Here is a 13,914-nt window from a genome sequence, read left to right as displayed (position 1 = left end):
ACAGCCTATCCGTGAGGTGAGCTTTATGCAGTCCATTTGGAGAGAAACATCCGATTTTCGGGAACGCCCGGCCCTTTCCGGGGATATCACAGTGCCCGTCGCCGTCATCGGCGGCGGCCTTGCGGGGATTTTAACCGCCTGCCTGCTGCGGCAGAAGGGGATCGAATCCGTCGTGCTCGAGGCAAACCGGATCGGGAGCGGACAGACACAGAATACCACGGCGAAAATTACTTCTCAGCACAATCTGATCTACACAAAGCTGTTTCAGAATTTCAGCGAGGAGGAGGCGAAGCAGTATGCCTCCGCCAACCAGCAGGCCATCGGGCGCTACCGGCAGATGATTGCGCAGGAGCAGATTGACTGCCAGTTTGAGGAGCGCCCCGCTTACCTGTACTCCGTCGATCGGGAGGATATTCCCGCTCTGGAGATGGAGGTGGAGTATGCCTGCAGGGCGGGAATCCGCGCGGAGCTGACGAGAAAGACCACCCTTCCCTTTGAGGTTGCGGGGGCGATCAAGTTCGGCGGGCAGGCACAGTTCCACCCGCTGAAGTTTTTACAGGCGATTTCAGAACCCCTTACAGTGTATGAGAAAACCAAGGCTCTGTCGGTGGAGGGGAAAAACGTCGTGACCGACCGCGGCACCGTAACGGCGGAGCATATCGTTTTTGCGTCGCACTTTCCGTTTGTCAACGCGCCGGGCTATTACTTTATGCGCATGTATCAGGAGCGCAGCTATGCGCTGGCGCTGCGGAACGCTGCGGAGCTCGACGGCATGTACCTCGGCATTGGGGAAAAGGGTCTTTCGATGCGCAACTATGGGGATGCCCTGTTGCTGGGCGGGGGAGATCACCGCACGGGCGAGAATAAGACCGGGGGAAAATACGACATGCTGCGCGAAGTGGCCGCTTTGTTTTATCCGCAAAGCAAAGAGCTGGCCCATTGGTCCGCGCAGGACTGCATGACGCTGGACAGCGTCCCGTACATCGGGCAGTTTTCTTCCTCCACACCGAATTGGTATGTTGCCACCGGTTTTGGCAAATGGGGGATGACTAGCAGTATGGTTTCCGCCATTCTGCTCTCCGAGCAGATTGCAGGGGTTGAAAATCCGTTTGCACCGGTGTTTTCGCCGGCGCGCTTTACGCCGAGCGCTTCGGCGAAAAATTTTCTCTCCGGAATGGGGCAGGCCGTGAAGGGCCTTGCCAAGCAGACGTTTTCGCTGCCGGATGCGGACGCGGCCGAGCCGCAGACGCTGCCGGACGGCCACGGCGGCATGGTGATTGCCGACGGGAGAAAGGCGGGCGCCTATAAGGAGGAGCAGGGGGATGTGACGGCGGTTTCGATCAAGTGCCCGCATCTCGGCTGCCAGCTGGAATGGAATCCCGATGAAAAAAGCTGGGATTGCCCCTGCCACGGCTCCCGCTTTGACGCAAAGGGCGGCCTGCTTGAAGGCCCTGCCCAGACCGATCTGGAGGAGATTCCCACATGAAAGCGGCAGGCGGTTTTCAAAAACCGCACGGGTATTTTAAGGGATGGTATTTCAAGCAGCAGAACGGCACCGACACCGTCGCGCTGATCCCGGCATTCCACACGGATGACTGCGGGAACTGCTCGGCGTCGCTTCAGGTGATTACAAACGATCGGGTGTTCCACGTGGACTTTCCGCCGCAGGCGCACGAGGCGTCGCAAAAAGAGCTGCCGGTTCGGCTGGGCAAATGCCTGTTTTCAGAACAGGGGATCGGGCTCGACGTGCAAACGCAGGACTGCATTCTGCGCGGGGTACTTTGGTTTGGGCCTCTGACGCCGCCCGCCTGCGACATCATGGGGCCGTTTTGCTGTTTGCCGATGATGGAGTGCCGCCACAGCGTTTTCAGCCTGTTTCATCAGGTGGACGGTTCCCTTTCCATCAACGGCAGGGAATATGTATTTGAAAACGGAACGGGTTATCTCGAAGGCGACCGCGGCGTGTCCTTCCCCAGGCGTTACCTGTGGACGCACTGCGCGTGGGGGCGGAACAGCATCATGCTTTCGGCGGCGGACGTGCCGTGGGGCGGGATGTGCTTTACGGGCTGCACCGGCTTTGTGTACCTGAACGGAAAAGAATACCGGATCGCCACGTACTGCGGCGCGAGACTGCTGTATCTCAGTGAGGATACGATTTTGCTCCGGCAGGGCGATTTGCAGCTGAAAATTCAGCTTCTCAAAAGCCGCGCGCAGCCTCTGCGTGCGCCGCAGAACGGCGGCATGATCCGGCTGATTCACGAGAGCGCCGCCTGCACGGTGCGGTATACCTGCTCTAAGGGAAGCCGGTTCCGGATCGATTTTGTCAGCGATCAGGCCAGCTTCGAGAGCAATTGGGAAGAACGTGCCGCCCCATAACGGCAGCCGAAAAGAGAGGATAGAGCGGCGTCGCTTTAATATCCGGTGTTCTTTTTTCTCTGGGCAAAACAAAACCTCCTATCGTAGTTTCTGTTTTACGACAGGAGGTTCTTTTTGTCATTGTCCGTATTAGGCGGTTCATTTCAAGATGACGCCGGCCCTTTTGGAAATCACTCTTTGGTTATGTCAGGGAATCAGAGGCTCTTCTCAATCAATCAGTTTGGCGAGCTCACCGGCCATTTCTTTAATGTCCAGCCCTTTGGTAAACTGCAGGCAGGTGCCGGTGGGATACCGCGTTTTCTCCACCCAATGAGCCGGTATGGAAGAGGCGCCGTATTTCGCGCCCAGAATGGCCCCGGCCACCGCGCCGATTGTGTCCGCATCGCGGGCAAAATTGGCGGCCAGCACAACGCCCTCGCGGAAGGTTTCGTTTCGCATGCGCAGGCATGCGAAGGCGGAGGGGAGAGCCTCGGCCGTCGTGGCCCAGCTGCTGGTGTAAAGCTCGTCGTGCAGCGGCATCCAGGCGTCCAGAATGGAACCGTTCGCGTTATCCACAATCTCGAAGGCGCGGTTCATCGCGTGGTAGAACCAGGATTCCTCGGGGATCACCTTCATGATCGCGTCGAAAATTTCTTCCATGCTCGCGTCCGCCATCGCCATAGATACCGCCACGGCCACAGCCTGCGCGCCCCAGATGCCGTCGCGGTAATGGCTGACCGAAGCGTCGATTTCCGCCATTGCGGCGGCGCGCTCCGGGTCGCCCGCGCAGATGATGCCCACCGGGCCAATCCGCATGGCAGAGCCGTCGCTCATGTGAAACGCGTTGTATTTTCCTGAAAGCGGTGGACGGATTCCCTTGCGCAGGTTATTGGCCGCTTCAATCTCACTGGCGCCGCCACGTTTAAATTCGTCCTGCACTGCCACATCCTCCAGCCAGGCCTGCACCACAATGTCGCTGGTCAGGTTCCCGCCGCAGCCGATGAGGGTCTTTGCGGTAAGCAGTGCGAACTCCGTATCGTCTGTGCTCCAGGAAGCACCCTTGTTAAAGTCGGTAGTGATACCGTAATTGGCACGATTTTCCGGTTTGCGTGCGGCATCTCCCAGCGAATCGCCGATTGCAAGGCCCGAAAGAGCCCCGTATGCTTTGTCAAACGCTTTGGCCGGGTTGCCGGCCAGTTCAGATCTTGTTATCATAAATCCTCCATCACTTGTCAGTATTCCTTTAGCCGAGCTTTTCCTTCAGGTATTCCGCAAATTTGTCGCCCCCGGCCTGATTCCATTTCGCCACGAATTCGTCAAAGGCAGAAATCGGCTTGGTTCCGCGAATGATATCGGCGGAATACTCGTCGTACAAAGATTTCATGGCATCCCACTGCGGCGCCAGCTCTTCGGGGATCAGCACGTTGACATCTTCTACGTAGTACTGGTTTGCCAAATCGAGAGAGCTCTGGGCCGCCTCGGTGTAAACCGGCCGCGCCAGAGGCGGGTCGGGGTTGAACTTGTTCGTGGTCACCCAAATGCGCGACCACCACTCGGGGTATTTGTCGGTAAAGACGATCTTGCCGTTTTCAACGTTGTAGTGCTTGCCCTCGATGCCGCACTTGTCGATGATGCGGCCCTCGGGGCTGGCCATAAATTCAAGGAAGGCCCATGCGGCAGCCTTGTTCTTGCTGTCAATGTTGATGCCGAAGCCGCGCTCCTCCTTGGTGACGTCAACCGCCTGAAAGCCCTGCGCCACGCCCTTTGCAGGGGGGAGAACCACAAGGTCGCTGCCGGTGGTCGAGGACATCTTGTTGTTGTAAATCTGAATGACGTCGCCTATTGTGCCGGAGATGACGCCGGCCTTGCCCTCATAGAATTTCTGCTCCAGCACATCCCAGGTGTTGGTCAGGTATTCCGGGTCCAGCAGGCCCTCTTTGTACAGGGCGGCATAGAATTCCAGCTTCTTCTTTTCCGCTTCGGTCGCTCGGGAGAAAGCCCAGCGGCCGTTTTCCTTTACCAGAGTGGCGCTCACGCCGAACGCCTGATTGAAGAAGGCGTTGAGACGGCGCATGTTGCCTTCACCCGCGTTGTTCGAGTCGTCGGCGGTAATTGCGTACTGCACAAGGCCCTTTGCTTTCATCTCGGTAAACAGAGCGTGGTAATGGTCGATGGTGGGGTCTTTGACGAGGGCGTCATAGCTGTCGAGCTTCTCTGTCAAATCCTTTCTCATCACCGGAACATAGGTGCGCGCCGGGGCCAGCCACAGCAGGTACGGGTAGTTTTTCATGCGGGCCTGGTTGACGGGCAGCATCAGCTCCTTGACATAGGTGGAGCCTTCGATGTACGGGGTCAAATCCTCCAGCAGCCCCTCCTGAGAGATGGCCAAATCTCCGCCGCCCTGAAAATAGATGATGTCCGCGTCGATGTCGCCGGTGCGCATCGCGAGCGGCAGAGCGGTGGCGTAAGAACCGGCCGGGGGCTCGACGAACTGAAGATCGATGTACTGCCCGTGGCCTGCCATTTTCTTTTCGACGGCGTCGCACATGGCGATCACATCTTCCTCTGTGGGCAGAACGTCCTTGATCAGAGCCTTCACCGTTACGGGAGCGTCCTTGCTGCCGATTTCCGGCCAGGGGCCGCTGCCCGTGGGCGCCGACTGCGGTTCGGAGGCGGTGCCGGACGCCGTGTTTGCTGAGCTTCCGCAGCCGGTAAAGGCTGTAGCTGCCATTGTCATGGCCAATATAAGCGCAATACTCTTTTTCATGATTCTCCTCCTAATGATTGTTCTTGATTCCCGGTTAGAACGCTGAAAAGATCAGCCTTTCACCCCCCCTGCCATCACGTCTTTCGTGTAGTACTTCAGTACCAGAGGGAATAATACGAGGATTGGAATGATTGCGATGACAATGACTGCATAGGACAATGCCGTATAGTCAATCTTGGCCAGCTCGTTGTAGTTGAGCAGATTCTGCGCGCCGATCAGCGTGGTGGTATCGCCCTCCACCAAAAACTTTCGCAGAACCACCTGCAGCACGCTGTCTTTGAGCTTGCTGATGTACACGCCGGAGCGCAGGTATTCGTTCCAGCGGACGACGGCGTAAAACATGGTGAGCGTTGCGATGCCGGAGCGGCACAGGGGAGTCGCGATGGAAAAAAGGGTGCGGATATGGCCCGCGCCGTCGATTTTGGCGGCCTCGTAAATCGAGGGGGGAATTTCCTCAAAATAGCGCATCATGATGATCAGGTAATAGACGTTGACGGCCAAAGCCAGAATCACAGACCAGCGGCTGCCGATCAGGCCCAGATCCTTTACCACGAAATATTCCGGAACCAGGCCGGGGTCGAACAGCATCATGATGATGAAGAAAACCATAAAGGCCCGTTTGCCCACCAGATTCGGGCGGGTCAGCACATAGGCTGCCGAAATGGTCAGCAGCATGTTCAGCGCGGTGCCCACCACGGTGATAAACACGGAGGTAATCAGGGACGGCACCAGCACCGGGTTGCTCATAATGATCTGATAGTTGATGAAGCTGAACCCCCGCGGAAGAATCTCCAACCCCTTCATCTGGGCGGACTGAGCGGGGTCGGAGAGAGACTTTGCGACGATATGCAGCAGCGGGATCAGAATGGTCAGGATAAACAGGCCCATAATGAGGATCAAAATCAGCTGACCAACGCGGAATTTTTTACGCAGCTTTGCTTGTTTCAATACAGACACCTCCAACTGAAATGCGCGTTCGGGTGTTACCAAACGCCCTGCCCGGTCAGGCGCTTTGACGTGACGTGGGTCAGCAGTACCAGAATCAGCCCTACTCCGCCCTTGATCAGGCTGACCGCGCAGGCCAGCGAGTATTGGCCGTTATCGAGGCCCAGGCGGTAAATGTAGGTATCCAGAATATCCACCACGCTGTTGACCGCCGGATTGGTAAAGTTAAATACCTGATCAAAGCCCGCCGTCATAAAGAACCCCAGATTCAGGATGAACACGGTGGTCATGGGGATGACCAAAGCCGGCAGAATGATTGCGCGGATGACCTGCGCACGGTTTGCGCCGTCCATGTCTGCGGCTTCAAACAAGTCGGGGCTGATATTGATGATCGCCGTAAAGAAAATGATCGAATCCCAGCCAAGGCTGCGCCACGCTTCTGAAAAGAAGAGCACCCAGCGAATTGCGCCCTTGCTCGTCATAAAATCGTAAGGCCCGGCGCCGAACCAGCCCAGCACCTGATTTACCGCGCCGCTGGACGGGTTGAGGAACGAAATCCAGATGCCCGCGATTACGACCCAAGACAACAGGTGGGGCAGGTAAGACACCGCCTGAATGGCATTGCGCGCCCGGCGGCTGCGGATTTCGTTGAGCAGAATCGCGAACAGAACGAAGAAGGGGAATAACAGTATGTATTTCATAAAGCTGATGATCAGTGTGTTTTTCAGAATATCGGCGAATGCCGACGTGCTGAACACCATATGAAAATATTTCAGTCCCGCCCATTCCCAGGGGCCTCTTGCTTTGTAATTGAAGAAAGCCATGCGCATGTTCCAGATTGGCCACACACGAAAAATAATAAAATAAAGAATCGTGGGCGCGATCAGCACATACAAAATTTTGTCGGTGCGCATCTGCTTGAAAGCCGCTTTCCATCGATCACGACGGGGCGCCGACAGCAGTCGGTCGTTCATAAGGGAACCTCCTTTAACCATCAATCGCAGAATGTCATACCGGAGTCGCCTGTAAAATCGGTGCAGCGATTCCCTTTGGAAAACGAGCCGCTTTGCCTCTTCTTTCTCAAAAGGTTCGGCGTCTTGCATTTACAAACAAGACCGATCTTTCATAAAACAGGGAAAGAGAATCGTACGCCGCTGCTTCTGCCGCAGACCCATATCATCAAAGGCAAAAGGGAAGAATGATATGGAAAAGCGATTTAGGAAACCGGTTTATCTCATGGACTTCATTATACAAGGTTTATTTTGCAGGTTCAATCATTTTATTGCACAAAAATACAGCGAATTTAATATACAATTTACATCAATAGACAAATAGGTGTCAGTAAATTGATAATTAGATCCGCTGTGAGAAGTTGTTTTATCAGGAACCGGTTACCTTCTGGTTGTTTCCCGAAGAACCAAAGTGGGCTGAATGGTCATGTGACGCATGCTGCCGATCGTACCATTGATAATCGAAATCAGCATGGTGGCGGCCTGCTCGGCCGCTTCCCGTCTGGGTTTCAGTACGGTGGAGAGTGCCGGGTCGTAGGTTTCGGAGATTTCGATTCCGTCGAAACCGATTACCTCAACTTCTCCCGGCACATGCCTGCCAGCCTCCTTCAGCGCTTTCAGCGCGCCGATGGCGATCATATCGCTGCCGGAGAAAACGGCAGTGAAATCGAGCCCTTCCCGCAGCAGCCGGGTCACTGTTTCCTGCCCGAAGTGCGCGGAGAAATCCCCGAAATGAACGAGCCGTTCATCTATCGGAATCCCGGCTTCTTTCAACACCTGCTCATAGGCCCGGTGCCGCTGAACGGCGCCGGAAACGCCCGCGTTGCCGTCCATATACAAAATGCGGCGATTCCCGGTGGACAGCAGCTGGCGCATGGCCTGCGTGGCGCCGTATTCACTGTCGCTGGCGATGCTGGCGTCGCACACGTGGTGATCAAAATTGCGCCCCATCAGCACAAGGGGAATATTGTATTTGGAAAACTGCGCCAAAAACGTGTCGTTCGACACGCCGGAGCAAAGGATGATGCCGTCCACCCGGCGGTCCACCATCGATAACAAATGGTGCTTTTCTTTTTCCGGGTCAAAATCGGAATTGCCAAAATACATGGAGTACCCGTTTTTGTCCAGTACATCGCTGATCCCGCGCACCTGGGCGGGGAAAAAATGATTCAGAATATCCGGAACCACCACCCCGATCACGCCTGAGCAGGAGGTGGCTACGCTGCGGGCCAGGGTGTTGGGGCGGTAGTTGAGCTCTTTTATGGTGGTAAGTACCCGCTTTTTGGTTTCTTCCCCCACGCCGGTGGCTTTGTTGTTGATCACACGCGAAACAGTCGCTTTTGAAACTCCGCAAATCGCCGCAATATCCGCAATACTGTACTTCTGCATGCTTTTCCCTCCAAACGGCCGAATCCAGGCGCCTCAAACGCGCTGCGCCTGCAACTTTCTTTTGTCCTATTATAAACAAACTGAGAAACAAAAAGCAAGCGGTTTCTTTTTTATTCCCGATTCCCACAGAAATTTAAGGACAATAACCATAGAATTATCGTATTTTTATGGATAACGCCTCTTGAAAAGCGACAAAAGAATGAGTATAATACTGAGTAACCGGTTTCTTAAAATGCATCCGCTTGCAAAGGGAGTCTGTGTAAAAACAACGGCTTTTCTAGCGGCATTGCCGTCAATAAGTGAAACGATTGGGAGGCTACAAAATGATCAAGGATTATCTCGAAAAGGTTTATTCCGGATTTTTGGGAATGAACATCGGCATTCGGCTCGGCGCTCCGGTGGAACCGACCATTTGGACCTATGAGCGCATCCGAAATACATATGGAGAGATTACGGACTATGTAAAGGACTTTAAAAATTTCGCAGCCGACGACGATGTAAACGGCCCTGTTTATTTTTTAAGAGCGCTGTACGATGACGCGGCTGACCGTCCGTTGGAACCGCAGGATGTGGCCAGAGCTTGGCTGAATTATGCGCGCGAAGGCGTGGGCATGTTCTGGTGGGGCGGCTATGGCCGCAGCACCGAGCACACCGCGTACCTGAACCTGAAGGCGGGCATTCCCGCTCCGCGCTCCGGCTCGATCCAGCAGAACGGCAAGACGATTGCCGAGCAGATTGGCGGGCAGATCTTTATTGATACATGGGGTCTGGTCAACCCCTGCGAGCCGCACCGCGCGGCGGAGTACGGCGCGGCGGCGGCCAGCGTTTCTCACGACGGTGAGGGCGTTTACGGGGCGCGCTTCTTCTGCGCCGCAATTGCAAAGGCATTTGAAACCAGCGACATCAACGAGATCATGAGCGCCGGGTTTGCGGAAATCCCGGAGGACTCCCTGTACCGACGGGTTGCCGACGCGGTACTGCGTTTCCACGCAGAGCACCCGGAGGACTGGCGGGCCTGCCACCAGATGCTGGTGGACGACTGGGGCTACGACAAATACGGCGGAGTATGCCATATCATTCCGAACGCCGGTGTGTGCATCCTAGCAATGGCGTATGGGCAGGGGAATTTTGCGCGCACGGTGGAGATTGCCACCATGTGCGGGTGGGATACCGACTGCAACGCCGGGAACGTCGGCACTGTGCTGGGCGTGGCGTGCGGCATCGATGGGCTGCCGGAGCGCTACCGCGGCCCGATCAATGACGGTCTTGTGCTTTCCGGTATTTCCGGTTACCTGAATATTCTGGATGTCCCCACCTACTGCAAAGAGGTCGCCGCTTTGGGCTACCGTATTGCAGGGGAAGAGATGCCCGCCGAAATCAGCGATTCCTATCGTCAGGGCGAGGTTCATTTCGATTTTGAGCTGCCCGGCTCCACGCACAACATGCGCGTGTCCGACCCGTTCTTCTGCCGCACCTGGCATTCCACCGAGCAGGCGGCAAGCGGCACCGGCTCTTTGAAGGTGCTGGTGGACCGCATGGAGCGCGGCCACCAGTGCAAGCTGTTTTACAAGCCGTTCTACCGCCGCGACGATTTTTCAGATGAGCGGTACAGCCCTGTTTTCACGCCGACCGCCTACCCGGGCCAGATCGTTTCCATGAAGCTGTATTTGGACCAGTGGAACGGCTGGGAGACCATCGGCATCGCGCCTTACGTGCGCACCACCAGCGATAAAAAGGATCATCTGCAGGGCTACATCAAGCTTCAGCAGGGCAAATGGCTGGAGGTTTCCTTCCGGATTCCGGATACCGACGGCGATATGGTCGATGAGGTCGGTATCGTGATCGAAGGCTACTCCCCGGCAAAATCCAAAACACTCGGAATGCTGTATCTGGATGATTTCTCGATTACCGGGAAGAGCGAGTACCGCATTGCCCTCGCGAAGCAGAAAACGGAGTTTGGCTGCGTGACGCCCTTCTCGTTCGACCACGGCGCGTGGGATCTGGAGGGCAGCCGGCTGCTTTTGATGCGCTGCGAGCCGGCCTTTGCCTACGCGGGCAATTACTACGCGGCGGATTACACCGTTACGGCCCCGGTTACGCCGCTCAACGGCGACAGCCACCTGCTTACCATCCGCGCGCAGGGCGCGATGCGCGGCTACGCCGGAGGTCTCGCCGCGGACGGAACCGTGAAGCTGTACAAAAATGATTTTGGCTACCGCGAGCTCGGCAGCGCCGCGTTCGGGTGGGAGCAGGAGCAGGCTTATGAGCTCTCGCTCAAAGCCGTTGGCGATACGATCACCCTTTTGGTCGACGGGAAAGAGATGCTTTCCGCCAAAGACGATTCCTATGAATACGGCATGTTCGGCTGTGGTTCGCTGAGCATCGGCCGCACCGCCTTTGGAGATTTCACCGTAAAGGAGGAATAAACATGAAAGAGCTCAGGCTGCTTTCCCCCTGCGGAATCCTCGGGTATGGATTTCCGGAAAGCTCTTTTCTGAACGGGATGGCAATGAATCCCGACGCGATTGTGGTGGATGCGGGCAGCACGGACGCCGGCCCCCATAAGCTTGGGGCCGGGGTGGCAATCGTCAGCCGCCGTGCCTGCAAAAAGGATTTGGAAATTATGATCACGAACGGCGCCAGGGCGAAGATTCCGGTGGTGATCGGTTCCGCCGGTGGGGCGGGAGGCCGCGTTCACGTGGAGTGGACGCTTTCGATCATAGAGGAAATATTAAAGGAGCACGAGCTCCGGCATCTGAAGCTCACCGTCATTTGGGCCGATATAGAGAAAGAGGTCGTCAAGCAGCGCCTGAGCGAGGGGAAGATCGACCCGCTGGGCCTGACCGTGGGCGAGCTCACCCCGGAGCGCATTGAGAAAACAACGGGCATCGTGGCGCAAATGGGCCATGAGCCGATTGTGCGGGCGCTGGAGCAGGGGGCGGACATCATCGTCTGCGGCCGCGCCTACGATCCCTCGCCCTTTGCCGCCGTTGCCGTGTTCCACGGGTTCGATTTGGCCTACGGCTACCACGCGGGCAAAATTCTGGAATGCGCGGCGCTGTGCGCACAGCCCGGCACCACCAAGGACTGCATGCTCGGCGTCATCCGTGAGGATGGCTTTATCGTCACTCCATTATCGAAAGACCGGGTGTGCACAAAAACCTCGGTTGCGGCCCATACCTTTTACGAAAAAGATCATCCCTATCTTCTGCACGGCCCCGGCATTGTGCTGAATCTGGAGCACTGCACCTTTACCGAGCTCGAGGATGGGCGAAGCGTTTTTGTTACCGGCAGCCGAATCGAGAAAACCAATCCCTACCGCATCAAGCTGGAAGGGGCCATGCCGGTTGCGTTTCGCACCTTTGTCGTGGCCGGTATCCGCGACCCGCTTTTGATCGGCCGGCTGGAAGAGGTGCAGGATAAGGTAAAAGCACAGGTGCGCGACTATTACAGCGATGTAAACGAAAGCGAGTACCAAATCAACTTTATCAATTACGGCATCAACGGCGTGATGGGCGAGATGGAGCCCTGCCGCGACCTTCCGCATGAGGTGGGCGTGGTGTTCGAGGTAATCGCCAAAACGCAGGAGCTGGCCGATACCATCTGCTCCACGGTGCGCTCTACGTTTCTGCATTACGGGTACGAGGGCCGCAAATCCACGGCGGGGAATCTGGCGTTTCCGTTTGCGCCGAGCGACGTGCCCTTCGGCAGGGTATACGAATTTTCTCTGTACCACCTGATGGATGTGCGGGACGGGGAAGAGATGTTCCCTGTGGAAGAATGGAAAGGGGGCGGCGCGCAATGAAAAAGCGGCTGTATGAATGCGCGAAGGTGCTGCGCTCCAAAAACAGCGGGCCCTTTGAAATGACGCTGGACTGCCTGTTCGACGACGAACAAATCTACCGGAAGATCAAAGAAAGCGGTGTCATCAACCGTGCGCTGGTGGCAGAGCTGTATCACATTCCCGAAAGCCTGATCACCAACATCGTGTTTTTTGACCCGGCGCTCGGGTTCAAGATCACGTTTGCCCGCCGGATTTCATCCGGCACCAGCTTTGACAGAGACGTATACGGCGCGCAGCAGCACGCCCCGCTGATGGAGCTGCTGGTAGAGATATAAGATCTGTCGGCTTACCGGCTGCGTCTTTCTAGGAAATGAAGCGAAAAGAAAGAAACGCCGCACAGTAACAAAGGCTTTAAAGCAATCATTGGTCTCTTTCTCCACCGCAGGCGGGGAATAGACCTTGGCAGCTGCATTGGCCCATACTAAAGTGAATTGATGATAAAACAGTGCTTTGCTGGAAAGAAAGGAGGAAATCGAATGAAAATCCTGAACTTTGGTTCGCTCAATATTGATTATGTTTATTCCGTAGATCACATCGTCGCCCCCGGCGAAACGATCTCCTCCACGCAGCTGAATGTCTACCCCGGCGGGAAAGGCCTGAACCAGTCGGTTGCGATGGCCCGGGGCGGCGCCACGGTGTTCCATGCGGGAATGCTGGGGGAAGACGGTGGAATGCTCCGCAAGACCTGCGAAGAAAATCATGTGGATTTCTCCCTGATCCGTACTGTGGAGGAACGCAGCGGCAACGCGATCATTCAGGTGAGCGGCAAAGGGCAGAACAGCATTGTTCTGTTCGGCGGGGCCAACCGGAGAAATGAGAAAGCGTATGTCGACGAAGTGCTCTCTCATTTTGGAGCGGGCGATCTGCTGCTTCTCCAAAATGAGATCAACCTGCTCGATTATCTCATCGAACGTGCGGCACAGCGAAAGATGAAAATCGCGCTGAACCCTTCCCCGTACGACGATGCGGTGAAGCGATGTGATCTTCACAAGGTACACTGGCTGATGATGAACGAGGTTGAGGGCAGCCAGATCACAGGCGAGCGTGATCCCGATGCCGTACTCGAGCAGATTCAAAAGCGGTACCCGCAGGTTCACACCGTTTTAACCTTAGGGAAAGCCGGAGCGGTGTATCAGGCTGGCAGGCAGCGCTTTTACCACGGTATTTACAACGTTCCCGTGGTGGACACCACAGCGGCGGGGGATACCTTTACCGGCTATTTCTTCTCCGGGGTCGCAAGGGGTGATTCCCCGCAGGAATGCCTGCGGCTTGCGTCCATCGCGTCCTCTCTGGCGGTTTCCCGCAAGGGAGCCATTCCCTCCATCCCATGGCGGGAGGAGGTGCTCAGCGCCAAGCTATCCTGCATAACATAAGCCGAATGACTGGCGTTTTGTGTTATCAAGGAATTTGAGAATCGGATTGTCCTATGCTTTCACGGGATGTGAAGGCCTGAATATGCCTCCTCAAATAAATCAAATATAGAATCAATCGCATGGCCGGCAGCCGTATTTCGGTTTGCCGGCCATGCGATTTTAATTGTTCTGGATATTTTAAAAAAATGGTCTGGTGCTAGGATTCACAGACCTCAAGCATCGGCTCGATAC

Annotated in this window: 11 protein-coding genes; 6 read left to right on the top strand and 5 right to left on the bottom strand. The window is 55.9% G+C overall.

The features are described 5' to 3' along the window. The first annotated feature begins 25 nt into the window (after positions 1-25). Together G340_RS0102990 and G340_RS0102985 are read left to right on the top strand one after the other, a co-directional pair. Positions 26-1,486: an FAD-dependent oxidoreductase gene (locus G340_RS0102990; protein WP_027103834.1), complete on the top strand. Its 1,461-nt coding sequence runs from the start codon at positions 26-28 to the stop codon at positions 1,484-1,486. Then, positions 1,483-2,376: a hypothetical protein gene (locus G340_RS0102985; RefSeq protein ID WP_020072175.1), complete on the top strand. Its 894-nt coding sequence runs from the start codon at positions 1,483-1,485 to the stop codon at positions 2,374-2,376. Before G340_RS0102990 ends, G340_RS0102985 begins: the two co-directional genes overlap by 4 nt. Positions 2,377-2,583: 207 nt before the next feature. Here G340_RS0102985 and G340_RS0102980 read toward each other — a convergent pair whose 3' ends face one another. The 5 genes from G340_RS0102980 to G340_RS0102955 form a co-directional block, all read right to left on the bottom strand. Further along, on the bottom strand, positions 2,584-3,570 hold the full coding sequence (locus tag G340_RS0102980; protein WP_020072174.1) for an ADP-ribosylglycohydrolase family protein: 987 nt from the start codon (positions 3,568-3,570) through the stop codon (positions 2,584-2,586). Positions 3,571-3,598: 28 nt separating this feature from the next. Then, positions 3,599-5,122 carry an extracellular solute-binding protein gene (locus G340_RS0102975; protein WP_020072173.1) on the bottom strand — a complete coding sequence of 508 codons (1,524 nt, stop codon included), beginning with the start codon at positions 5,120-5,122 and terminating at the stop codon, positions 3,599-3,601. A 51-nt stretch (positions 5,123-5,173) separates the two neighbouring features. Continuing rightward, on the bottom strand, positions 5,174-6,079 hold the full coding sequence (locus tag G340_RS0102970) for a carbohydrate ABC transporter permease (protein WP_242841427.1): 906 nt from the start codon (positions 6,077-6,079) through the stop codon (positions 5,174-5,176). A 26-nt stretch (positions 6,080-6,105) separates the two neighbouring features. Beyond that, positions 6,106-7,041 (bottom strand): ABC transporter permease, encoded by a 936-nt coding sequence (locus G340_RS0102965; protein WP_020072171.1) that lies wholly within the window; start codon positions 7,039-7,041, stop codon positions 6,106-6,108. Positions 7,042-7,458: 417 nt separating this feature from the next. Next, positions 7,459-8,466, bottom strand: coding sequence for a LacI family DNA-binding transcriptional regulator (locus tag G340_RS0102955; RefSeq protein WP_020072169.1), 1,008 nt, complete (start codon positions 8,464-8,466; stop codon positions 7,459-7,461). Positions 8,467-8,789: 323 nt separating this feature from the next. On the opposite strand from G340_RS0102955, the gene G340_RS0102950 reads away from it, so the two are divergent. The 4 genes from G340_RS0102950 (at position 8,790) to G340_RS0102935 (ending at position 13,683) form a co-directional block, all read left to right on the top strand. After that, the gene (locus tag G340_RS0102950; protein WP_020072168.1) at positions 8,790-10,892 is read left to right on the top strand and encodes an ADP-ribosylglycohydrolase family protein; all 2,103 of its coding nucleotides are present in this window, start codon (positions 8,790-8,792) and stop codon (positions 10,890-10,892) included. Between the two features lie 2 nt (positions 10,893-10,894). After that, a complete protein-coding gene (locus G340_RS0102945) occupies positions 10,895-12,271 on the top strand; it encodes an acyclic terpene utilization AtuA family protein (protein WP_020072167.1) in 1,377 nt (458 codons plus the stop codon). Continuing rightward, a complete protein-coding gene (locus tag G340_RS0102940; RefSeq protein ID WP_020072166.1) occupies positions 12,268-12,585 on the top strand; it encodes a DUF4387 domain-containing protein in 318 nt (105 codons plus the stop codon). Before G340_RS0102945 ends, G340_RS0102940 begins: the two co-directional genes overlap by 4 nt. Positions 12,586-12,786: 201 nt before the next feature. Next, complete coding sequence (locus G340_RS0102935) at positions 12,787-13,683, top strand: ribokinase (RefSeq protein WP_020072165.1); 897 nt, start codon at positions 12,787-12,789, stop codon at positions 13,681-13,683. The last annotated feature ends 231 nt before the right edge of the window (positions 13,684-13,914 follow it).

The sequence above is a fragment of the Faecalispora sporosphaeroides DSM 1294 genome (genome assembly GCA_000383295.1).
GTDB lineage: Bacteria > Bacillota > Clostridia > Oscillospirales > Acutalibacteraceae > Faecalispora > Faecalispora sporosphaeroides.
This window is presented reverse-complemented; position numbering and strand designations above follow the sequence as displayed.